This is a genomic window from Paractinoplanes deccanensis, assembly GCF_016862115.1.
Lineage (GTDB): Bacteria > Actinomycetota > Actinomycetes > Mycobacteriales > Micromonosporaceae > Actinoplanes > Actinoplanes deccanensis.
Genome location: NZ_BOMI01000092.1, coordinates 15391 through 36647 on the forward strand (window position 1 = coordinate 15391; position 21257 = coordinate 36647).

The following is a 21257-nucleotide window of genomic DNA, read 5'->3' on the forward strand; positions in this document are numbered from 1 at the left end:
GGATGTTCTCATCATCCGGATGATTACCGTATGCTGATCGCGTGCATCCCGTAAAGAGGGCCCCATGGTCCGGCTGACTCGAGCGCAACAACAGGTGCGCACGCGCGCTTCGGTGCTCGCCGCGGCGACCGCGGAATTCGCCGAGCACGGCTACGCCGAGGCGAAGGTCGACCGCATCGCCGCCCGGGCCGAGCTCACCCGAGGCGCCGTCTATTCCAACTTCCCCAGCAAGCGATCGCTCTACCTGGCGGTGCTGCTCGACTCGCTGCCGGTTCCGGCGGAGGACGACGCGGCGACAGCCGAGCCCGTCGACGCGGCAAGCGGCGCGGAGGCGTTCGCCCGGGCCTGGCTGGAGAGGCTTCCGCTGGCCGGCGAGGCACCGCCCGCCGGCAAGCTGAGGTCGCTGTCGCTGACCGGCGTGTTCGACGACGATCCCGGGCGCACCGCGCTGGCCGAGGTCACCCGGCTGGAGAGCCTGCTGCTGGCCCTCGCGCTGGAGTCGTGCCGGGCCCGCCGCGCCGGCCGGCGGGTGCGCCTCGCCGAAACGATCCTCACCCTGCTGAACGGCGCGAGTCACCTCGCTCAGGTGGCGCCCGGCTTCGGCGACCCGTTCGACGTGGCACGCGCCTGCCGGCAGCTCGCCGGCCTCGACGCGGGCGACACCTGGGACCCGCCCCATCTGCCGTTCGTGGCCGCCGCGCGACCGTGCCGCGACGACTGGACGCCGCCGGCGGGGCTGACCGACGAGATCACCGGTGCGCCGGCGGACCTGGACGGTGACGGCCTGGTCGTCGTCCTCGGCACCGGCCGGCTCAGCGCAGCGGAGGAAGCGGTGCGCGCCGCCCGCCCCGGTGATCTCGTCACCGTCGCGATCGTGACGGCGGACCCGGCCGAGAGCGGAGCGCTCGTCCGGCTGCGGCTCACCGCCCTCCTCCTCTGCCTGCGACGAGTGTTCGGGCCCGCGTTCCGGCCCTCCCTGCGTCTCGTCCTCGACAATCGGGCCGCACTCGCCTCCGCCCTCGGCGCCGAGGCCGGCGAGGACACCGAAGAAGCGGTGCGCGTGGCGGCCGGGCAGATCGTGGCCCGCGCCCACGGCCGAGGGGCCGCCTATGCGGCGGGGACGAGCCCCGTCCCGGCCCGGCCGCGGCGCGGGGAGGGTGCCCGATGACCAGCTCCACCAGACCGGTCGTGCTGCACGTGTTGCGCTGCATCGGGTTCGCGGAACTGTCCCGTGTGGCCGACGCGGCCGGCCTCGCCGAGGCGGAGGCGGAATCCGACCTGATCGACCTGGCCGTCGCCGGGTTGGTGACCCGCACCGGCGGGCAGTTCGGCGGGTGGGGGCTCACCGACGCCGGCCGTGCCGAGGACGCCAGGTCGACCGCCGAGGAGCTCGCCGCCGCCGGCGCCCGGGCGGCGATCTCCACGGCGTACGAGCGGTTCATGGTGCTGAATCCGGAGTTGCTGGAGCTGTGCTCCGCGTGGCATCTGCGTGCCGTGGACGGGAGCGCGGCGCCGAACGATCACTCCGACGGCGGCTACGACGCTCGGATCCTGGACCGGTTCGTCGACCTCGACCGGCGCGCCGACCCCGTCTGCGGCGAGCTGTCCGCCGCGTTGCCCCGGTTCCGGCGGTATCGGGCCCGGCTCACCACGGCACTCGACCGAGCCCGTTCCGGTGAGCTCGAACATCTCACGGAGAGCATGACCTCGTACCACACGGTGTGGTTCCAGCTGCACGAAGACCTCCTCGCCACCCTCGGCATCCCGCGTCAGTGAGCCCGATCGCGATGAGATTCCTCCACCCCCTTGCCGCGGACAGCGACGGACCGGCGGATCTGCTCGGCGCCAAGGCCCGCGGCCTGATCGTCCTGCGGCGGCTGGGCTTGCCGGTCCCGCCGGGATTCGTCATCGACGCCCGAGCCTGTCGCGCCCATCTGCGCATCGGACGGTTCCCGGCCGGCCTCGACGCCGAGCTGGCCGTCGCCGTCCGGGACCTCGAGGCCGCCACCGGACGGCGCTTCGGCGGGCGGGAACGCCCACTGGCCGTCTCGGTGCGGTCCGGGGCCGCGGTGTCGATGCCCGGCATGATGAACACCGTCCTCAATCTCGGTCTCACCCGGGACGCGACGGCCGCGCTGGCCGCCGAGACCGCCGACCCCGGCTTCGCGCAGGAGGCCCGCCGGCGGTTCCTCATCAGCTTCGCGGCGGCCGCGGGCGGGGCCGGGGACGTCGCCGACGACGCCATGAGTCAGCTGCGCGCGGCGGTCGGGGCTGTCTTCTCCTCGTGGCGGACCCCCCGCGCCACCACCTATCGGGAACTGCACGGCATCCCGCACGACCTCGGGACCGCCGTGATCGTGCAGGCGATGGTCTTCGGCAACCGTGACCGGCGCAGCGGCACCGGGGTCGCCTTCAGCCGCGACCCGAACACCGGGCGCAACGAGCCATACGGGGATGTCCTGTTCGGCCGGCAGGGTGAGGACGTCGTCTCCGGAGAGTCCACCACCAGGCCGTTGGCCGAGCTCGCCCACCGGGCACCGGGCGTCTGGCGTGACCTCCGGGCGGCCCTGCACCGCCTCGAACGGCACTACGGCGACGCCTGCCACGTCGAGTTCACCTTCGAGGCCGGGCGCCTGTGGCTGCTCCAGGTCAGGCCCGGCGGCCTCACCGCGCGCGCCGCGATCCGCACCGCCGTCGACCTCGCCGAGGAGCATCTCATCGACCGGCGAACGGCGCTTCGCCGCATCACACCGCACCATCTCCGCCAGGCTCACACGCCTCGCGTACGCACCGGCGACGGGGTCGAGGTGCTCGCTCGCGGCCGGGGCGCCAGTCCGGGCGTCGCCACGGGCCGCCTCGCGGTCACCGCCGATCGCGCCGCCGAGATGGCGGCCGACGGGCCGGTGATCCTCGTCCGTCCCACCACCTCGCCCCTGGACATGCACGGCTTGGCCGCAGCCGGCGGGATAGTCACCAGCAAAGGCGGGCCCACCAGCCATGCCGCCATCGTCGCGCGAGCCATGGGCAAGCCCGCGGTGGTGGGCGCGACGGCCCTCACCGTCGACACCGCGGCGCGGTCCGTACGGGCCGGCGAACGGGTCCTCGGCGAAGGCACGATCATCACCCTCGACGGTTCCGGCGGGGAGATCGTGATCGGCGATCCGGGCGCCGACGACGCCGGCGCCGACGGTCATCTTCACCGCCTCCTCGACTGGGCCGACGCGGTCAGCGGAGACCGATCACCGAGATCGGCCGAGCAGCGCCTCAGCGATGCCCAGGCCCGGCTCCGCGATATCGCGGCGTGATGCGCCGGCCGAGGGCCCGGCGGCCCCGCGCGTCGCTGCGCGCGGTCCTGTTCGACTCCTGCGGCACGCTGGTGCGGCCCGCTCCCCCGGCCCGGGCGACCAGCGACGAGCTCCGAAGGATCCTGCTGCGGCACTGGCCGGCAGCGCCCGTGGAAGATCTGCCCCACGCGTTCCGGTCCGGCGCCGCCATGCTCGATCGCGCCGCGCACCCCCGAGGCTGGGACGACTATTGCCGCGCCGTGCTGGCCGAGCTCGGCATGGGGCGGCCGCCGCGAGCACTGATCGACGAGATGAACGGCGCAGACCCTCATCGGATGCGGCTCTACCCCGACGTGCTTTCCACGCTCGATCGGCTGCACGCGCGTGGCGTCCCGATGGCGGTGGTCACCGACAGCCTGGTCAGCGCGGAGTCGCTACGGCACCGGTACGAGCAGATCGGGTTGGGCGGCTACTTCAGGTGCTTCGCTGTCGCCGGTGAGCTGGGATGCACCAAGCCCGACCCGGCGATCTACCGGGCGGCCGGCGACGCCCTGGGGACGCCGCCACAGCAGACCTGCTATGTGGACGACCAAGCCGAGATGATCGTCGCCGCCGCCCGGCTCGGCTACCCGGGTTTCGCGCTGAGACGCGACGCGGCAGCCGCACGTTCCGGCGTTCCCCCCATCTCGGCCCTGACCGAGATCCTGACGCTGGTGTGACCGACGAGCTAGGCGCCCCGGAAGGTGCGGCGATAGGTCTCCGGTGGGACACCCAGCGTCCTGTTGAAGTGGCGCCGCAACGTCGCCGCCGTGCCCATGCCGGCGGCCGAGGCGATGGTGTCGATGGGGCGGTCCGTCCGTTCGAGGAGCTCCTGGGCTCGGCGGAGGCGCTGGGTGGACAGCCACTGCAACGGGGTCGTGCCGGTGACGGCGCGGAAGTGCCGGGCCAGGTTGCGCGAGCTCATGCCGGCCCGGCGGGCCAGGTCCTCGACGGTCAGCGGCTGGTCGAGCCGGGCCAGGACCCAGGGGAAGAGGGCGGCCAGCGGATGGTCGTCGCGGGCGGGCACCGGGGTGGCGACGAACTGAGCCTGGCCGCCGGCCCGGTGTGGGGGCACGACGAGGCGGCGGGCGACGGCGTTGGCGACCGTCGAGCCGTGGTCGCGGCGGATCAGGTGCAGGCACAGGTCGATGGCGGCGGCCTTGCCGGCGGAGGCGAGCACGGCGCCGTTGTCGACGTACAGCACGTCGGGCTCGACCCGCACCCGGGGATAGCGGGCGGCCAGCACCTCGGTGTGGGCCCAGTGGGTGGTCGCGCGCAGGCCGTCGAGGATGCCGGCGGCGGCCAGCACGAAGGCGCCGGTGCAGAGCGACACCATGCGGGCGCCCGCCTCGTGGGCCGCGCGGACGGCGTCGATCAGGTCGGGTGGCGGGTCGGCGTCGACGTCCGCCACCGAGGGGACGATCACGGTGTGGGCTCGGGCGAGCCGGTCGAGGCCGTCGTCGGGGTCGACGCGGAACCTGCCCAGGCCGGCCGGGCCGCTGCCGCAGACGACCAGGTCGTACCACGGGTCGGCCAGGCCGGACGGGTCGAGGGCGAAGATCTCGCAGGCCGTCGCGAGCTCGAAGTGGAGCATGCCGTCGGTGGCGGCGATCGCGATCGTGGCCATGTCCGAAAGTGTACGGGGCTTGTCGTTCCGGACACTCGTGCGCCCGCACCGTCGCTGCGAGGCTCACGTCATGAACATTGCGGTCTTCGGCGCGTACGGGCACACCGGCCGTTTCGTGGTGGCGGAGCTACGTGAGCGCGGGCTCGTGCCGTTACCCCTCGGCCGCGACGGTGCCAAGCTGGCGGCGGCCTTCCCGGATCTCGCCCACCGGGTCGCCGCCCTGGACGATCTCGACCTGAGCGGCGCCGACGCGGTCATCAACACGGCCGGTCCGTTCGCGTCGACCGCCGGGCCGGTGATCGAGGCCGCGCTGCGCGCCGGGATCCCGTACGTCGACGTGGCCGCCGAGATCGAGGCCAACGCCGACACGCTCGCCCGCGCGAAGCCGGCCCACCACGCGGTCGTGCCCGCGATGGCGTTCTTCGGCGGTCTCGGTGACCTGCTCGTCACCGCGGCGATGGGTGACTGGGACACCGCCGGCGAGGCGCACATCGCGTACGGCCTGAGCGGCTGGCACCCGACCGCGGGAACTCTCGCCGCCGGCGCGGTCTCGCACGAGCGGCGCGGCGGCCGGCGGGTCCGGTACACCGGCGGCCGGCTGGACTACTACGACGCCGACGGTGACCTGCCCACGCTGGACTGGGACTTCCCGGGCGGCCGGCGCACCGTCCTCGCCGGCTTCTCGATGGCCGACATCGTCACCGTGCCGAGCCACCTGGACATTCCCGAGGTACGCAGCTACATGACCGTCGAGGCGGCGCGTGGCCTGGCCGGCCGGGCGACCGGCGAGCGCGTCCCCGAGACGTTCACCGTCGACGCGATCGTGCGCCGGGACGGCGCCGAGCGGCGCGCCACCGTGCACGGCCGCGACATCTACGCGGTCAGCGCGCCGCTCGCGGTCGAGGCTGTCCAGCGCATTCTGGACGGCCGCACGCGGACGACCGGCGTGGCCTCGGCCGGGAAGATGTTCGATGCCGAGGACTTCCTGCGGGCGCTGCCCCTGGAATACGAAGGCGCGGCCGGCCCCGTGGGAGGACCGGCCGCGCCCTAGCGCCGATGGGTCAGGCGCGCTCGCGCTCCTGCCTGCCGTCAAGGTCGGCGGCGCCGTTGTAGTCGGCGCCGCCCAGGGCCGCGGACGGCGGGATCGGCTCGGGGGCCGGGAGGGCGGCCGTGCGGTCCGGGTCGCCGCTGACTTGCGCCTCTGCCTCCCGTACGGCCTCATTGATCTTGTTGGCCTCGGCGGCAGCGGCCTGGGCCGCGGCAGCCGCCTCGCGCTCCACGTCGCCCGCGTTGACCTCGGAGGTCGGCTTGTCGCCGGCCATGTTCGCCAGGCCGCCCAGCGCGCCGCCGAGACCGTCGAGGGCCTTCGTCAGCTCGGTCGGCACGATCCACATCTTGTTCGCCGCACCGTTCGCGATCTGCGGCAGCGCCTGGAGGTACTGGTAGGCCAGCACCTTCTGGGACGGGTTGGCCTGGTGGATCGCGTCGAACACGGTGCGGATCGCCTTGGCCTGGCCCTCGGCCTGCAGGATGCGGGCCTGCCGGTCACCGTCGGCGCGCAGCACCGCGGCCTGCTTCTCGCCCTCGGCGCTGAGGATCTGGGACTGCTTGTGCCCCTCGGCGTTGAGGATCGCGGCGCGGCGGTCACGCTCGGCGCGCATCTGCTTCTCCATGGAGTCGCGGATGCTCGGCGGCGGCTCGATCGCCTTGATCTCGACGCGGGTGACCTTGATGCCCCAGCGGCCGGTCGTCTCGTCGAGCACCGACGAGAGGTGCCGGTTGATCTCCTCGCGGCTGGTCAGCGCACGTTCCAGGTCGAGCGAGCCGATCACGTTGCGCAGCGTGGTGACGGTCAGCTGCTCTATCGCCTGAAGGAAGTTCGCGATCTCGTACGTGGCCCGCACCGGGTCGACGACCTTGAAGTAGAGCACCGTGTCGATCGAGACGACCAGGTTGTCCGAGGTGATCACCGGCTGGGGCGGGAACGAGACGACCTGCTCGCGCATGTCCACCTTGCTGCGCACCGAGTCGATGAACGGGACCAGCAGGTTCAGGCCCGGGGTGAGGGTCCGCTTGTACTTGCCCAGGCGCTCCACCACGTCCATGCGCTGCTGGGGGACGATGCGGACGGACCGGAGCAGCGTGACGATGGCGAACACCACGATCACGATGATGAGAACACCGATCACAGCTTCCATGGCGCCTCTCTATATGTTGGGCAGGTCGTCGCGCCACACGATGGCCGTGGCGCCCTGGACCTTGATGACCCGGACGCGCTCGCCCGGGAGGTACTTCTCGTTGCCGTCGAAGGAACGGGCCTGCCAGAGCTCGCCGTCCAGCTTGATCATGCCGTGGTCGCCGCCGACCTCCTCGAGGACGGTGCCGTGGCTGCCCTCGATCGCCTCGACGCCGAACGGCGTCTCGCCGCTCTCGAGGGCCGGCCGGGCATGCCGCAGGATGATCGGCCGCAGCGCGAAGACCGAGACGCCGGAGACGACCGCGAACGTGATCACTTGGAGGAGAAGTGGCGCGCCGAGGGCGGCCACACCGGCCGCGGCGAGCGCCCCGGCCGCGAAGAAAATGATCAGAAAGGTGGCCGTGAAAGCCTCGGCGATCGCCAATGCGATGCCGAGCACGATCCAGAGAACCGCTTCCACATAACGATCGTTGCACGCCCGCGCACGCACCGCGACAAGCCGATCGCGGCGGGCCGCAAAAGACACGAGAAGGCGTAGCCATATCGTCGGGAGGCAGTTGTACTCATCAGTCGCTATCGAGAGGGTCCACCGTGTCGCTGCTGCCTTCGCTGATGCCGGAGACCGGCCGGCGGGTCGACGAGATCGCCGCGCGGGCGCAGGCCGAGGGGCGTACGCCGTCGTTCGCCCTCGCCGTCGTGCGGGACCGGGCGGTGCTGCACCAGTCCTTCGCCGGTGAGCACCCGCGGCCGGACGCCAAGACGCAGTACCGGCTCGGCTCGATCACCAAGACGATGACGGCCACGATGGTCATGCAGCTGCGCGACGAGGGCTTCTTCGCCCTCGACGACCTGCTCTACCGGCACCTGCCCGGCACCCCGATCGGCGGGGTGACGCTGCGCCAGCTGCTCGGGCACGTCTCGGGCCTGCAGCGCGAGCCGGACGGCCCGTGGTGGGAGCGCGCCACCGGCGGCGACGTCGACAAGCTGCTCGCCGACCTGGGCTACGACAAGATCGCCGGCCCGCCGTTCCGCCGGTTCCGCTACTCCAACCTCGCGTACGGCCTGCTCGGCGCCGTCCTGGAGCGGGTGACCGGCGAGAGCTGGCAGACCCTGGTCGGCAAGCGGGTGCTCGACCCGCTCGGCATGAAGCGCACGACCTACGCGCCGGTGGAGCCGTTCGCCCGTGGCTACGTGGTGCACGCGCTCGGCGGCACCATGCACGAGGAGCCCCGCCTCGACTCGGGCGCGATGGCACCGGCCGGCCAGCTCTGGTCGACGATCACCGACATGGCGAAGTGGGCGGCGTTCTGGACCGACCCGGCGCCCGCGGTGCTGTCCCGCGAGACGGTCGACGAGATGTGCGCCCCCGTGGTGATCAGCGACCTGGAGTCGTGGACGAGCGGGCACGGTCTCGGCCCGCAGCTGTTCCGGGTCGGCGAGCGCGTCTTCGTCGGCCACGGCGGCTCGATGCCCGGCTACGTCGCCCACCTGGCGGTCCATCGCCGCAGCCGGCTGGGCGTGATCGCTTTCGCCAACGCGTACGGGCTGCGCGGCACCGGCATCAAGCAGGTGTCCCTCGAGACGCTGAGCACCGTGCTCGACGCCGAGCCCGCCCCGCCGCCGGAGCCGTGGCAGCCGCCGGCTCCCCCGGCCGGCGAGGCCGCCGCGCTGGTGGGCCGCTGGTGGTGGATGGGCCGCGACTACGAGGTGACCGCGGTCGGCGAGGCGCTGGAGATGACCGGCCCGCAGCACTGGTCGCGCTTCACCCGCGAGGCACCGGACCGCTGGCGCGGCGTCGACGGCGACAACGAGGGCGAGGTCCTCGCCGTCCTCCGCGACCCCGAGGGCGAGGTGGACCGCCTCGACATCGCCACCTTCGTCTTCAGCCGCGACCCGGCCCACCTGGCCTGACGCGCCCGGCGGTCAGATGATGCCGCCGTTGGCGCGGACCGTCTGGCCGTTGACCCAGTGGCCGGCCGGGCTCGCCAGGAAGGCGACGACGCCGGCGATGTCCTCCGGCTGCCCGAGGCGCTCGAGGGGCGGCTGCTTGGCCAGGTGGTCGATGGTGGCCTGGTCCTTGCCGTCCAGGAAGAGATCCGTGGCGGTCGGGCCGGGCGCCACGGTGTTGACGGTGATGTTCCGGCCGCGCAGCTCGCGGGCGAGGATCAGCGTCATGGCCTCGACCGCGCCCTTGCTGGCCGCGTAGCCCGCGTACGCCGGGAACTGCAGGCCGACCACCGAGGTGGAGACGAAGACGATCGCGCCGCCGTCGCGGACCCGGCGGGCCGCCTCGCGGGCGATCACGAAGCTGCCCCGGATGTTGGTGCGGTGCATGCGGTCGAGGTCGGCCAGGTCGAGGTCGGCGACGGGCGACAGGAGCATCAGACCGGCCGAGTTGACCACCACGTCGACGCCGCCGAACTCCTTGGCGGCCAGGTCGAACATGCCGGCGACGGCGCCCTCGTCGGCGACGTCGGCCTGGGCGGCCACCGCGCGGCCGCCGGCCTCGCGCACCAGGGAGACCGTCTCCTCGGCCGCCGACGGCGAGCCCGCGTAGCCGACGACGACGTCATGACCGGCGGCGCCGAGGGCGACGGCGACGGACCGGCCGATGCCGCGGGACGCGCCGGTGACAACTGCTACAGCCATGAGTCTCACCTCGAAGCTAGTGCGGATACGTCACTCACGTATCGCTGATACGGAAACGATAGCACGGTTACGCGATCTGCGTATCGCCGATTTTTGTGAGCCTCCGCCCATGCCGACGGCCAGGCCGGCCGCCACCAGGCCGATGCCGGCCCAGACCAGCGGGCTCGGCATCGGACCGCCCAGCGCCACCCCGGTCGCCGCCGCCGCGATCGGGGCGATGCCGGTGAGCAGGCCCGCGCGGGCCGAGCCGAGCGCCGACACGCACGAGTACCAGAGCACGAACGCCATCGCCGTCACCGCGACCGACAGGTAGGCGCCGGCGAGCAGGTCGTCGGCGTGCAGCCGCGGGGTCTGGGAGGCCGCGGCGAAGACGCCGAAGAGGACCGCCGCCATCCACGTGGAGTGCACGGACACGCCGAGCGGGCCGTGCCGCCCGAGCAACGGCACCGCCAGCAGCGTGAAGCCGGCCTCGCAGAGGAACGTGACGAACGCCCACGCCAGGCCGATCCCGTCCGCGCGGCCGAGACCCTGCACCAGGACGGCGCCGAGGGTCACGACGGCGGCCGCCGCGATGAGGCGTGGCGCGGGCGTGCGCCCCTCCAGCAGCGGCCCGCCGACCGCCAGCAGCAGCGGCACGCAGGCGACCGCCACGCCGAGCACCGCCGGCTCCGCGTGCCGGGACCCGTGCACCAGCGCCAGGTTGAACACGAACATCCCGGTGAGGACGACCCCGCCGAGCCAGAGCCACTCCGCGCCGCGGGGGCGCACCAGCCGCCGCCCGGTGACCCGGGCGTAGAGCACGAGCAGCAGGCAGGCCACGGCGTACCGCAGCGCCTGCATCCCCATGACGGGAGCGTCGGCGAGCAGGCCGGAGACGGCGACGCTGCCACCGACGAAGACCATTCCAAGGGCCCCGGACAGGGCGGGCAAAGTTGTCACACGACCGATGCTCGTCTCGGATATGGTCCGGTTGAAGGACCAATCACGGCAGCCCTAGGGGGACCAATGTCCGACTTCCTCCAGCTGCGGCCCGCCGAGGCGCCGTCCAAGGGCCTCACTGCCTGGCTCACCGACGCGCTGCGCGCCGCGATCGGCGCCGGCCGGCTCGTGCCCGGCGCGCGGCTGCCCGCCACCCGGCTGCTCGCCGCCGAGCTGGAGGTCTCCCGCGGCGTGGTCGTCGACGCCTACCAGCGGCTCGTCGACGAGGGCCTGGCCACCGCGCGCACCGGCGCGGGCACCGTCGTCACGGCCGCGCCGGCGGCCGCCCGGCGCACCACCGACCGCCGCCGCGACCTCGCCGCCCTGCGCCTGCCGCTGCCCGCGCCCGAGGGCATCGACATCGACCTCTCCCCCGGCGTCCCGGACCTCGCCGCGTTTCCCCGCGCCGCCTGGCTGCGCGCCGAGCGCGCCGTCCTCGACGAGGTCACCGCGGCCGATCTGGGCTACGGCGACCCGGGCGGCACCCCGCGCCTGCGCGCCGAGCTGGCCGGTTGGCTGGGCCGGGTCCGCGGGGTGCGCTGCGAGCCCGACGACGTCATCGTGGTGGGCGGCGTGGCGCAGGCGCTCGCCCTGCTCGCGCAGACCCTGCACGCGCACGGCCGCGACGCGGTCGCCGTGGAGGACCCGGGGTCGCGCGGGGCGCGTGACCAGCTCGCGCATTGGGGCGTACGCCCGGAGGGGGTCCCCGTCGACGAGGAGGGCCTGCGCGTCGACCGGCTGACCCAGGACGCGGCCGTGCTGACGCCGGCACACCAGTTCCCGACCGGCGTCGTGCTCAGCCCCGCGCGCCGGCGCGCCCTGCTCGCCTGGGAGGGCCTGGTGATCGAGGACGACTACGACGCCGAGCACCGCTACGACCGGGCGCCCGTCGCCGCGCTGCAGGGCTCCGCGCCCGACCACGTCGCGTACTGCGGCAGCGTCTCGAAGTCGCTGGCGCCCGGGATGCGGCTGGGCTGGCTGGTGGCGCCCCGGCCGATGCAGGCCGAGCTGCTCACCGCCAAGCACGACAGCGACCTCGGCAACCCCGCGCTGCCGCAGCTCGTGCTGGCCCGGCTGCTGGCGAGCGGCGACTACGAGCGGCACCTGCGGGCCGTACGGTCACGCCAGCGGCGACGCCGCGACGCCCTGCTGGCCGGGCTGCGCGCCCATCTGCCGGGGTGCCGGGTCACGGGCGTCGCGGCCGGGTTGCACCTGATGATCATGCTGGACGGCGAGACGCCCGACACCGTGCTCGCCGAGCGGGCCGCGCGCGCGGGCGTCCTCGTGCATCCCCTGTCGTGGCATCGGCACCGGCCCGGACCGCCGGGCCTGATCCTCGGCTACGCCGCGCAGCCGCCCGACCGCCTCGCCGAGGCCGCGAGGCGGCTCGCGGCGGTCATGGGACCGTGACGAAGTCGATCAACCGCTCCATCGAGTTGATCAGCGGCGTCTCGACGTCCCTGTAGCTGCTCACCGAGCGCAGGATCCGCCGCCACATGTCGGCCGGCTCGCGCACGCCCACGGCCTCGCAGATGCCCTCCTTCCAGGGCCGGCCGGGCGGGATCACCGGCCACTTCGACAGGCCCACCCGCTCGGGCTTGACCGCCTGCCAGATGTCGACGTACGGGTGCCCGGTCACCATCACGTTCGGGTCGGTGACCGACGCCACGATCCGGCTCTCCTTCGAGCCCGCCACCAGGTGGTCGACCAGCACCCCGAGCCGGCGCCGCGAGCCGGGCCGGAAGTCGCGCACCGCGGCGGCCAGGTCGTCGATGCCGTCGAGCGGCTCCACCACGATGCCCTCGATGCGCAGGTCGTCGCCCCAGATGCGCTCCACCAGCGCGGCGTCGTGGATGCCCTCCACCCAGATGCGGCTCGCCTTGGCCACCTGGGCGGGCACGTTGTCGACGGCGATCGAGCCCGACGCGGTGATCCGCCGCTGGGCCTGCGCCGGGGCGGCGGGCTTGCGCAGGGTCACCGTCTCGCCGTCGAGCAGGAACGCGGCCGGCGCCAGCGGGAAGTTGCGCCGCTTGCCGAACCGGTCCTCGAGCACCACCGCGCCGAGCTCGAAGCCGACCACCGCGCCGCAGAAGCCGGACTCCGCGTCCTCGACCACCAGGTCCCGCTCGGCGTCCACCTCGGGCACCGTCCGGCGCTTGCGCCAGTTGCCCTTCAGCACGTCCTCCCCATACATGCAAGGCACCGTAACCCGTGCGTTGGGACACGCCACTTATGACTCTCCGGCCGAGACAACCTTCCCGGTGGGCACGTACCCTTGCTCGCATGTCCCCCGCAGCTGATGCGGCCACCCGCACCGCGCGGCGCTCCACCCGGTTCGTGTCCTGGGTCCGCGCCTGGCGTGCCGGGCTCGTGCCATTCGACGAGCTGGCCGACGAGATCGCCCGCGACGAGGAGCACCTCGTCGCCGACGCGCCCGGCACGTGGACCGACGTCCCGCTGCCGCAGGGCCTGCCGGCCTTCGCCAAGGTGCACCCCGACGACATCCGGCTGGTGCTGCCCGCGCCCGGCGACCCGCGCGGCCTGCCCGGCCCCGGCGAGCTGACCGGCGCCGCGATGCTCGCCGGCGAGGCCGTGATGACGCCGGAGTTCGGCGTGGTGCCCGAGGTCCGCCGGCACGTCTCCGGCTCGGGGGTCGAGTTCGAGACGGTGATCTGGCGCTACTTCCCGGTCGCCGACTACCGCCCGGTCTTCCAGATGGGCGCCGCCGAGGCCGAGGGCGAGCTGACCCTCGCGCTGAGCGAGGCGACCGCCCAGCTCACCAAGCTCGACGTGGCCCAGTGGAAACCCGAGCTGGCCGGCGCTCTCCAGGCGCTGCGCCGCCCGGAGAGCACGGCCACCCTGCCGCCCGGCTTCGACCCGCGGGCCCGGCGGCTCTTCGCCCGGGCGAGCGTGCTCGACCAGGTCCTCGCGCTCGCCGAGACGAGCGCCCCCGGCGGCGCGGTCAACGGCTTCGAGGCGCAGCAGCGCGACGCGGCGCTGAGGCCGCTGACCACCGCGTGCCGGCAGGCGCTGGTCGCCGCCTGCAACTCCCCGCTGCATGCCTGACCTCTTCGCCCACTGCACGTTCTGCGGGGCCCGTTTCGGCCCCGCCCGCGGGTGGCCGCGCACCTGCGGCGCCTGCGGCGAGACCACCTATCGCAACCCCGCCCCGGTGGGCGTCGCGGTGCAGCCGGTCGGCGGCGGCCTGCTGACGGTCCGGCGCGCCGTGCCCCCGGCCGTCGGCAAGCTCGCGCTGCCCGGCGGCTTCATCGACCACGGCGAGAGATGGCAGGACGCGGTCGTCCGCGAGCTCTTCGAGGAGACGGCCCTCCGCAGAGATCCCGGGGACGTGCGCCTTTACGACACGATCAGCGCCCCCGACGGCACCCTGCTCGTCTTCGGCCTCCTGACCGCCCTCGCCCACGTGTCCGACGTGCCCCTCTCGGAGCCGAACGACGAGTCGCTGGGCTGGCAGGTCATCCCCGGCCCCACCGAGCTGGCGTTCAGCCTGCACACCGCCGTCGCGGCCCGGTGGTTCGCCTCGCGCTAGGCACGCAGCAGGTCGGCGGCTCCAGGTTGTGCACCGACACGGGGCTCGGCAGCCCCCGTTCGGCGATGACGCGGGCGACCGTGGTGGGCCGCTCCTCGCCCGCCGCGTCGAGCGCGAAGTCGTCCAGCTCGTCGCGGATCGCGGCGGCCACACACTTCCGGTCGACCGGGTTGAGGTCGGGCGAGAGCACGATGCGGGTCAGCACGTCGGCGCGCACCTGCTCGAACCGCTCCGTCTGGCCGAGCACGCGCGCCTCCATGGCCTGCCCGACGAGGGCGTCCCACTCCGGGAAGCGCCAGTCGTCGCGTTCGGTCATCGTCTCGCCCCGCAGCACCAGATGGTCGAGGGCCGGGCCGCCCCCACCAGGTGCCCCTTGTCGACGGTGAGACCGTCCTCGGTGGTCAGCGCGCCCAGCAGCTCGGCCACCGAGGACCACCAGTCCCTGACGCGGTTCCACAGCGCGGTTGTCATCCGGCCTCCTCGGAGAGAAAGAGATTCACGTGTACGGCGACCTCGCGGCCCTGCTCGGGACGGCCGGTGTGGCGGCCGTAGCGGACGATCTCGGCCCCCTGACATCGGCGACGGCCACGCGCACGTGACTCGGCACCCGGCGGGCACCGGCGCTCGGCGGTCTCCCGGCCGGGCTCGACGACCGCGCCCAGGTCCACTGCCACGCGTCGGGCCAACCGGAGGCCGCGGCGATCTCGCCCTCCCAGTCGGCCTGCTCGTGCTCGACGGGCACGAAAAGGCGGCCGTGCCGAGGCGTCCTCCGCCGGTGTCCGAGGGGCTCGTCGAAGGTCAGCTCCTCGCCCGGCCGCCGGCCGCGCGGCGTCGCCGACCACCGGTCCCCCCGGAGCAGGAAGACCCAGCGCCGGACCCGCTCCGCACAGGAACGTAGGCGCTCCGGCGGGATGACCGCCGGAACAGGCGACGCAGGAAGACCACCCGCCGGTCCGCGCGGCGGCAGTCGTCGTAGACGGCGCCGGAGTCGCGATCGACGGCCAGAGCCGACACGTGGTCGCGGCAGCGGGCCAGCGGGGGCCGCAGGACGGCGGCGAGGGCGGCGATCTGCGTGCTGTAGCGGCCGAGCGCGTCGACCTCGGCGGCCGAGGCGAGCCAGCGGTCGAGCTCCGCGGCGAAGCGGTCGACCTCGTCGACGGACTCGGCAACCCTGGACAGGTTCCGCGGCCTTGCCACGCCATCACGGTGGGAGCGGCCGGAGGCGCGCGCACTATCGGATCTAGGACCTGCCCGGCGCCAGATCGAGCAGGGTGTCGTCGATGTGCGGCGGGGTCTTCACGCGCAGCGCGATCAGGGCGGCGGCCACGCAGGACGCCGCGCCGGCCAGCAGGGCGAGGCGCGGGCCACCGAGGCCGCTGAGCCAGCCGGTGATCACGCTGCCGATCGGGGTGGTGCCGATGTAGACGAAGACCCAGAGGGCGACGATCCGGCCGCGGTACTCCGGGGCGGTGTGCAGCTGGATCGTGGTCGAGGCGAGCGTGGTGAAGGCGAACCCGGCCGCACCGGTGATCAGCAGGGTGACGGTCGCGGTGGCGGGGTTCGGGGCGGCGGCGGTCGCGGCGAGGCCGGCGCCGAAGGCGAGCGCGGTGACGATCAGGTACTGGCGCCTCGGGTGCTTGACCAGGCCGACGCCGAGCGACCCGGCGATCGAGCCGACGCTGAGCATCGTGGACAGCAGGCCGTACGTGCCGCCGTCGCCGTGGAAGGTCTGCTCGGCGAGCACCGGGAGCACCACCGAGAAGTTGAACGCGAGCAGGCCCACCAGCGACATCATCGTCAGGGGCAGCCACACCTGCTGGCGCGTGCGGGCGTACCGGATCGCGTCGGCGACCCCGGTGGCCTTGGCGCGGGCCCGGCGGGGACCGCCGAGCGGACGGATCAGCAGCAGCGCGGCGATGACGGCCAGGTAGGACACCGCGTTCACCAGGAAGCACGGCGTGATGCCGACCGCGACGATGAGCACGCCGGCCAGGGCGGGGCCGACCACCCGGGCGCTGTTCATCACGACGCCGTTGAGGCTGACCGCGCTGGCCAGGTCGTCCGGCGGCACGAGCGACGAGACGAAGGCCTGCCGGGCCGGCGAGTCCACGATGCCGACGACGCCGCCGGCGACGCTGATCGCGATGACCAGCGGCACCCCGGCGTGCCCGGAGACCGCGGCGATCCACAGGGCCAGCGCCAGCACGCCGTAGATCGCCTGCGTGACGATCAGGAGCCGGCGCAGGTCGAACCGGTCGGCGACGCTGCCGCCCCACGGCCCGAACAGCAGCGACGGCAGGCCGCCGACCGCGAGCACGAGGCCGAGCGCCGACGCGGAGCCGGTCAACTGGAGGACGAGCCAGCCGATCGCGGTCTGCTGCACGAAGGTGCCGCTCGCCGAGGCGATCTGCCCGCCGAAGTACCAGCGGAAGGGCACCGACCGCAGGGCCCGGAACCCGTTGCGGCCGCTCTTGCCGGCCGGCGCGGCGACGGTCGGCGCCGCCTCCGGGACGACCGTGAGCCCGTCTCTATCCATGATCACGACGTTGCCAGCGACGGCATCGGCCTGCCATCGGAGAGCGCCCGTCCGTGACGGAGGACTCAGTGGCGCATTGACAGTGATTCGTACGTTCGTCTATGGCGCGCCGGACGCCGATGGACCACCCTAGGTTGCTGACTTTTCATACGGGGGAGATGTACATGCGCGTCAAGCGCTTCCTGGCGGGCACCGCCGCCGGTGCCACCGCGCTGGCCTTTGCCGGCGCCTGCGCTCAGCAGATCACCAAGCTGGAGCCCAAGCTCGAGCTGCGCAACGCCGCCTCGCAGCTGTCCGAGGCGAAGCAGACGGGCTTCACCGTCAAGCTCACCGGCAGCCCCGAGGACCTGGCGGCCGGCCTCAAGATCCAGGACCCGTCCGACGTGCCCGACACGGCGACGCTCCAAAAGATCTTCAACTCGTCGTTCACCATCGCCACCGACAAGGCCGGCGAGGGCGACAAGGACGACCGCGCGTCGATCTCCGCGACCATCGACGGCGTCACCGGCACCGAGATCCGCGTCATCGACGGCGTGGTCTACGCCAAGGCCCCGGTGGCCGAGCTGGCGCAGAAGTTCGGCGCCGGCGACGTCACGGCGCTCCGCAAGGAGGCCGTGGCCGAGCTGCCCGAGGCGGGCGCGCTCTTCGACGGCAAGTGGGTCTCGATCGACGCCGCCAAGGCGGCCGAGGGCGCGCTCGGCGGCGCGGCCACCCCGACGGAGGACCCGGCCCAGGCGGCGAAGCTGAAGAGCGAGATCGAGACGAGCGCGAAGAACCTGTTCGAGAGCGCCCAGATCGTCCGCGACTCCGCCGACCCGACCCACCTCACGGTCACGTCGTCCACCACAAAGGGGTACGAGGAGCTCAAGCGGCTCGCCTCGGCCCTCGGCAAGGAGCTCGGCACCGACGTCGCCAAGGACCTCCCCAAGGCGCCGAAGGAGCGGCCGATCATCCTCGACCTCTGGATCAAGGACGAGAAGCTGACCGCCATCGAGGTGAACTTCCTCCAGTTCATCGACGGCGCCACCGGCCGGGCCGCGCTGCGCTTCGAGGTCACCACGGGCGCCGAGATCAGCGCCCCCGAGGGCGCCACCAAGATCGACCCGAGCAAGCTGACCGCCGGCCTGATGGCCTCCCAGCCGTACGCGGGCGGCGGCCTCGACGCCGGCGACCTGACCGGCGGCGACACCGCCTACACCGAGGCCCGGCTGCTCGGCCTCGACGTGCAGATCGCGATGCTCGAGCAGGACAGCGCGGCCGCCGCCCTCAAGCAGGCAGTGGCCGACCGCAACGCCGAGGGCGACGGCGTCAAGGCCGGCATCGTCCGCAGCGGCGTCGCCCAGGTGGCGGCCGACGGCCAGTACGCCTGCCTGAAGGTCGCCAAGGGCAAGCAGCCGGTGGTCACCAAGGGCGCCTGCTGACGCCGGTCCCCGACTCTCGCGAGGCGCCTGCTCCGGCAGGCGCCTTTGCTTTGCGCCGGCCCTCCGCCCGCCGGCCCTCCGCCCGCCGCGTGCCGGGCCTCCGCGGCCGCCGAGGTCTACGCGCTCGCCGCCGTCATTCCACGATGTGCACGGGCGTGCCGGGGCCGATGTGCCGCAACAGCGCCCGCTGAGCGTCGGCGGGCAGGCGCACGCACCCGTTGGACACGCCGCGCCCGAAGGCGGACCGGTCGCGCCACGCGTGGATGCCCGTGTGGCCGTCGCGCAGCCCCGGAGCCAGCGCCTCCCGATCGTCCGGCACGGCGCCGAGCACGAGCGCGTCGAGACCCGCGTAGACATCGCCACGGGTGATCGTCCGCCCCATCACAAAGGTGCGCCCCAGCGGCGTCGCCGTCCGCGGCGCCCCGATGCCGGCCGTCCATTCCCCCTCCGGCCGCCCGTCCCGCAGCCAGACGAGCCGACGCTCACGCCGATGCACCACGAGCTGATCCCGCAGCGGCCGCACCACCCAGCCGGGCCGGCCGTCCTCGCCAGACCGGGTTTCCTCGCCAGACCGCGCCTCTCCGCCGGACCGCGCCTCGTCGCCGGGCCGCCCTTCTCCGCCGGACCGCGCCTTCTCGCCCGGCCGCCCTCCTCCGCCGGACGTCGCCTGCGGGCCCGGGATCCAGCCCAGACGCCTGTTGAGCGACGGCAGCAGGACCGCGACCCAGCCGGGGCGGCGCTGCACGATCGGGACGGTCACCTCGAGGCCGCTGATCCGGCGCGGCAGGAACGCGCGGGGCCGTCCCCCCGGCGCGTCGTAGACGGCGAGCCTGCGCAGCGGCCGCAGGCCCTCGCCGAGCGCCGCCACAGAGCCGGACGCCCCGTCGCGCGGGAAACCGCCCGGCGCACCCCAGTAGTCGATCACCGGAAGATCCGCCGGCGCCGGTCGCGCCCTCGCCACGCGGACCAGCGCGGAGGCGGGCGTGGGCGCGGGCGATGGCACGGCCGCGATCCGCTTGGCCGCGATCAGGCCCTCGCGCTCACCCTCCGCGGCCCGCGCGACGCCGGCGCCCGCGGTGAGCGCCAGGACGAACACCCAGCCCGCGACAACGCGACGAGAGCTCGGAAATCGGGGCACACCACCCACTCTAGGAAGCCGATCAGATCTCCGGGATCAGATCGGCCACCGAGTTGACGACGCGGGACGGCCGGAACGGGTAGCGGTCGCTCTCCTCGCGGGTGCTGATGCCGGTGAGGACGAGGATCGTCTCGAGCCCGGCCTCCAGGCCGCACAGGATGTCGGTGTCCATGCGGTCGCCGATCATCGCCGTGCTCTCGCTGTGTGCCTCGATGGTGTTGAGGGCCGAGCGCATCATCATCGGGTTGGGCTTGCCGACGAAGTAGGGCTCGACGCCGGTCGCCTTGGAGATCATCGCCGCCACGGAGCCGGCCGCGGGCAGCGCGCCCTCGTTGGACGGGCCGGTCGCGTCGGGGTTGGTGCAGATGAACCGCGCGCCGCCGTCGATGAGCCGGATCGCCTTGGTGATGGCCTCGAAGCTGTAGGTCCGGGTCTCGCCCAGCACCACGTAGTCGGGGTTGAAGTCGGTCAGGACGTAGCCGGTCGCGTGCATGGCCGTGGTCAGGCCGGCCTCGCCGATCACGTACGCCGTGCCGCCGGGACGCTGGTCGTGCAGGAACTGCGCGGTCGCCAGCGCGGCCGTCCAGATGGACTGCTCGGGCACGTCGAAGCCCATGCGGTTGAGCCGGGCCTGGAGGTCGCGCGGGGTGTAGATGGAGTTGTTCGTCAGGATGAGGAAGGGCTTGCCGGACGCCTTCATCTTGTTGACGAACTCGGGCGCGCCCGGAACCGGCACGCCCTCGTGGACGAGGACGCCGTCCATGTCGGTGAGCCAGCTCTCGATGGCTTTGCGCTCAGGCATCATGCTCCTCGTCGCGGGGGTGGTGTGCAGCAGTTCACCGGGCAGTCGTCCCAGACCGGCAGCGTACCGAGTCGCCGCAGCGGGGCGCCGTCGGTGCGCTCCTGGACCAGTTCGCGGACCATCGCGACGAAGCGGGGGTCGACGTTCGGCGTGGCGGCGCGCGCGTAGCCGAGGCCGAGCTCCTTGGCGGTGTCGGCGGCCTCGTTGTCGAGGTCCCAGATCACCTCGAGGTGGTCGGAGACGAAGCCGATCGGGCTGACCACGACGTCGGTGACGCCCTGCTTCGCCAGGTCGGCGAGGTGGTCGTTGATGTCCGGCTCGAGCCACGGCACCTGCGGCGGGCCGGAGCGGCTCTGCCAGACCAGGTCCCAGGGCAGGTCGGCGGCGGCGCGCTCGTGCACCAGGCGGGCGGTCTCCTCCAGCTGGGCCGTGTAGCGGCCGCCGGTCGGACCGGCGGTCCGCGCCATGGACACCGGGATGGAGTGTGCGGTGAACACCAGACGGGTCGTGGCGCGGCGGCTCTCGTCCAGAGTGGCGAGGGCGGCCTGGACCGCCGACACGTTGGGCTCGACGAACCCGGGGTGGTCCCAGAACTGGCGGATCTTGGAAATCACCGGTGCGCCCGGGCCGACCTTGGCCCGGGCGTTCGCGATGTCCTCCCAATACTGCTTGCACGACGAGTAGCCGCCGTACGCGCTGGTGGCGAAGCCGAGCGCGTGGGTGACGCCGTCGTCGCGCATCTGGGCGACGGTGTCCTCGAGCATCGGATGCCAGTTGCGGTTGCCCCAGTACGCCGGCAGGTCGATGCCGTTGCCGGCGAACTCGGCCTTGATCGCGGCCAGCAGGTCGCGGTTCTGCTGGTTGATCGGCGACACGCCGCCGAAGTGCATGTAGTGCTCGGCCACCTCGGCGAGGCGCTCGTCGGGCACGCCGCGCCCGCGCACCACGTTGCGCAGGAACGGCATCACGTCATCGGGCTTCTCGGGGCCGCCGAAGGACAGCAGGACGAAGGCGTCGTAGACCACCCGTCAATACT

24 protein-coding genes are annotated in these 21257 nt (G+C 73.4%); 10 read left to right on the forward strand and 14 right to left on the reverse strand.

Annotated features, from left to right (window positions below; all coding sequences use genetic code 11):
* Positions 1-64: 64 nt before the first annotated feature.
* Genes Ade02nite_RS23790 through Ade02nite_RS23805 form a run of 4 tightly spaced genes read left to right on the forward strand, consistent with a single transcriptional unit; the run spans position 65 to position 4003 of the window.
* On the forward strand, positions 65-1168 hold the full coding sequence (locus tag Ade02nite_RS23790; RefSeq protein WP_203767983.1) for a TetR/AcrR family transcriptional regulator: 1104 nt from the start codon (positions 65-67) through the stop codon (positions 1166-1168).
* A complete protein-coding gene (locus Ade02nite_RS23795) occupies positions 1165-1776 on the forward strand; it encodes a transcriptional regulator (protein WP_203767985.1) in 612 nt (203 codons plus the stop codon). Before Ade02nite_RS23790 ends, Ade02nite_RS23795 begins: the two co-directional genes overlap by 4 nt.
* An 11-nt stretch (positions 1777-1787) precedes the next feature.
* A complete protein-coding gene (locus tag Ade02nite_RS23800) occupies positions 1788-3305 on the forward strand; it encodes a pyruvate, phosphate dikinase (protein WP_239169003.1) in 1518 nt (505 codons plus the stop codon).
* Positions 3305-4003, forward strand: coding sequence for an HAD family hydrolase (locus Ade02nite_RS23805; RefSeq protein WP_203767987.1), 699 nt, complete (start codon positions 3305-3307; stop codon positions 4001-4003). Before Ade02nite_RS23800 ends, Ade02nite_RS23805 begins: the two co-directional genes overlap by 1 nt.
* Before the next feature lie 8 nt (positions 4004-4011).
* Here the strand turns inward: Ade02nite_RS23805 and Ade02nite_RS23810 are convergent, their stop codons facing one another.
* Positions 4012-4950, reverse strand: coding sequence for a helix-turn-helix domain-containing protein (locus tag Ade02nite_RS23810; RefSeq protein WP_203767989.1), 939 nt, complete (start codon positions 4948-4950; stop codon positions 4012-4014).
* Between the two features lie 70 nt (positions 4951-5020).
* On the opposite strand from Ade02nite_RS23810, the gene Ade02nite_RS23815 reads away from it, so the two are divergent.
* A complete protein-coding gene (locus Ade02nite_RS23815) occupies positions 5021-6001 on the forward strand; it encodes a saccharopine dehydrogenase NADP-binding domain-containing protein (protein WP_203767999.1) in 981 nt (326 codons plus the stop codon).
* 10 nt (positions 6002-6011) lie between these two features.
* On the opposite strand, the gene Ade02nite_RS23820 is transcribed toward Ade02nite_RS23815, so the two are convergent.
* Complete coding sequence (locus Ade02nite_RS23820) at positions 6012-7148, reverse strand: SPFH domain-containing protein (protein ID WP_203768001.1); 1137 nt, start codon at positions 7146-7148, stop codon at positions 6012-6014.
* A gap of 9 nt (positions 7149-7157) precedes the next feature.
* Positions 7158-7607, reverse strand: coding sequence for an NfeD family protein (locus Ade02nite_RS23825; protein WP_203768003.1), 450 nt, complete (start codon positions 7605-7607; stop codon positions 7158-7160).
* 152 nt (positions 7608-7759) lie between these two features.
* Between Ade02nite_RS23825 and Ade02nite_RS23830 the strand changes: the two genes are divergently transcribed.
* Positions 7760-9058, forward strand: coding sequence for a serine hydrolase domain-containing protein (locus tag Ade02nite_RS23830; protein ID WP_203768105.1), 1299 nt, complete (start codon positions 7760-7762; stop codon positions 9056-9058).
* A 12-nt stretch (positions 9059-9070) separates the two neighbouring features.
* On the opposite strand, the gene Ade02nite_RS23835 is transcribed toward Ade02nite_RS23830, so the two are convergent.
* Together Ade02nite_RS23835 and Ade02nite_RS23840 are read right to left on the reverse strand one after the other, a co-directional pair.
* The gene (locus tag Ade02nite_RS23835) at positions 9071-9796 is read right to left on the reverse strand and encodes an SDR family oxidoreductase (protein WP_203768004.1); all 726 of its coding nucleotides are present in this window, start codon (positions 9794-9796) and stop codon (positions 9071-9073) included.
* 30 nt (positions 9797-9826) lie between these two features.
* Entirely contained in the window at positions 9827-10735 is a 909-nt protein-coding gene (locus Ade02nite_RS23840; protein ID WP_203768006.1) for a DMT family transporter, read from the reverse strand.
* 66 nt (positions 10736-10801) lie between these two features.
* Between Ade02nite_RS23840 and pdxR the strand changes: the two genes are divergently transcribed.
* Positions 10802-12184, forward strand: coding sequence for a MocR-like pyridoxine biosynthesis transcription factor PdxR (pdxR, locus tag Ade02nite_RS23845; protein WP_203768008.1), 1383 nt, complete (start codon positions 10802-10804; stop codon positions 12182-12184).
* Here pdxR and Ade02nite_RS23850 read toward each other — a convergent pair.
* Positions 12171-12968 (reverse strand): DUF3097 domain-containing protein, encoded by a 798-nt coding sequence (locus tag Ade02nite_RS23850; RefSeq protein ID WP_203768010.1) that lies wholly within the window; start codon positions 12966-12968, stop codon positions 12171-12173. The two genes, pdxR and Ade02nite_RS23850, sit on opposite strands and share 14 nt — an antisense overlap.
* A gap of 89 nt (positions 12969-13057) precedes the next feature.
* Here Ade02nite_RS23850 and Ade02nite_RS23855 point away from each other — a divergent pair, with 89 nt between their 5' ends.
* Complete coding sequence (locus Ade02nite_RS23855) at positions 13058-13840, forward strand: Rv1486c family protein (RefSeq protein WP_203768011.1); 783 nt, start codon at positions 13058-13060, stop codon at positions 13838-13840.
* A complete protein-coding gene (locus Ade02nite_RS23860; RefSeq protein ID WP_203768013.1) occupies positions 13833-14324 on the forward strand; it encodes an NUDIX domain-containing protein in 492 nt (163 codons plus the stop codon). The genes Ade02nite_RS23855 and Ade02nite_RS23860 overlap by 8 nt, the downstream gene beginning before the upstream one ends.
* On the opposite strand, the gene Ade02nite_RS23865 is transcribed toward Ade02nite_RS23860, so the two are convergent.
* The 5 genes from Ade02nite_RS23865 to Ade02nite_RS23885 all read right to left on the reverse strand — a co-directional run bounded on the left by Ade02nite_RS23865 (position 14278) and on the right by Ade02nite_RS23885 (position 16860).
* The gene (locus Ade02nite_RS23865; protein ID WP_203768015.1) at positions 14278-14640 is read right to left on the reverse strand and encodes a hypothetical protein; all 363 of its coding nucleotides are present in this window, start codon (positions 14638-14640) and stop codon (positions 14278-14280) included. The genes Ade02nite_RS23860 and Ade02nite_RS23865 overlap by 47 nt on opposite strands.
* Positions 14637-14795, reverse strand: coding sequence for a hypothetical protein (locus Ade02nite_RS23870; RefSeq protein ID WP_203768017.1), 159 nt, complete (start codon positions 14793-14795; stop codon positions 14637-14639). The genes Ade02nite_RS23865 and Ade02nite_RS23870 overlap by 4 nt, the downstream gene beginning before the upstream one ends.
* Positions 14792-14998, reverse strand: a complete 207-nt coding sequence (locus Ade02nite_RS23875) for a hypothetical protein (protein ID WP_203768019.1) — start codon at positions 14996-14998, stop codon at positions 14792-14794. Before Ade02nite_RS23875 ends, Ade02nite_RS23870 begins: the two co-directional genes overlap by 4 nt.
* A 124-nt stretch (positions 14999-15122) precedes the next feature.
* Entirely contained in the window at positions 15123-15521 is a 399-nt protein-coding gene (locus Ade02nite_RS23880; protein ID WP_203768021.1) for a hypothetical protein, read from the reverse strand.
* A gap of 43 nt (positions 15522-15564) precedes the next feature.
* The gene (locus Ade02nite_RS23885; protein WP_203768023.1) at positions 15565-16860 is read right to left on the reverse strand and encodes an MFS transporter; all 1296 of its coding nucleotides are present in this window, start codon (positions 16858-16860) and stop codon (positions 15565-15567) included.
* Positions 16861-17024: 164 nt separating this feature from the next.
* On the opposite strand from Ade02nite_RS23885, the gene Ade02nite_RS23890 reads away from it, so the two are divergent.
* The gene (locus Ade02nite_RS23890) at positions 17025-18281 is read left to right on the forward strand and encodes a hypothetical protein (protein ID WP_203768025.1); all 1257 of its coding nucleotides are present in this window, start codon (positions 17025-17027) and stop codon (positions 18279-18281) included.
* Positions 18282-18414: 133 nt separating this feature from the next.
* Here the strand turns inward: Ade02nite_RS23890 and Ade02nite_RS49525 are convergent, their stop codons facing one another.
* From Ade02nite_RS49525 to Ade02nite_RS23905, 3 genes are read right to left on the reverse strand one after another with little or no spacing between them, the layout of a single operon-like run.
* Positions 18415-19419: a L,D-transpeptidase gene (locus Ade02nite_RS49525; protein WP_239169004.1), complete on the reverse strand. Its 1005-nt coding sequence runs from the start codon at positions 19417-19419 to the stop codon at positions 18415-18417.
* Between the two features lie 22 nt (positions 19420-19441).
* Entirely contained in the window at positions 19442-20275 is an 834-nt protein-coding gene (locus Ade02nite_RS23900) for an HAD-IIA family hydrolase (protein WP_379036545.1), read from the reverse strand.
* Entirely contained in the window at positions 20221-21246 is a 1026-nt protein-coding gene (locus Ade02nite_RS23905) for a ferrochelatase (RefSeq protein ID WP_203768029.1), read from the reverse strand. The genes Ade02nite_RS23900 and Ade02nite_RS23905 overlap by 55 nt, the downstream gene beginning before the upstream one ends.
* Positions 21247-21257: the final 11 nt, after the last annotated feature.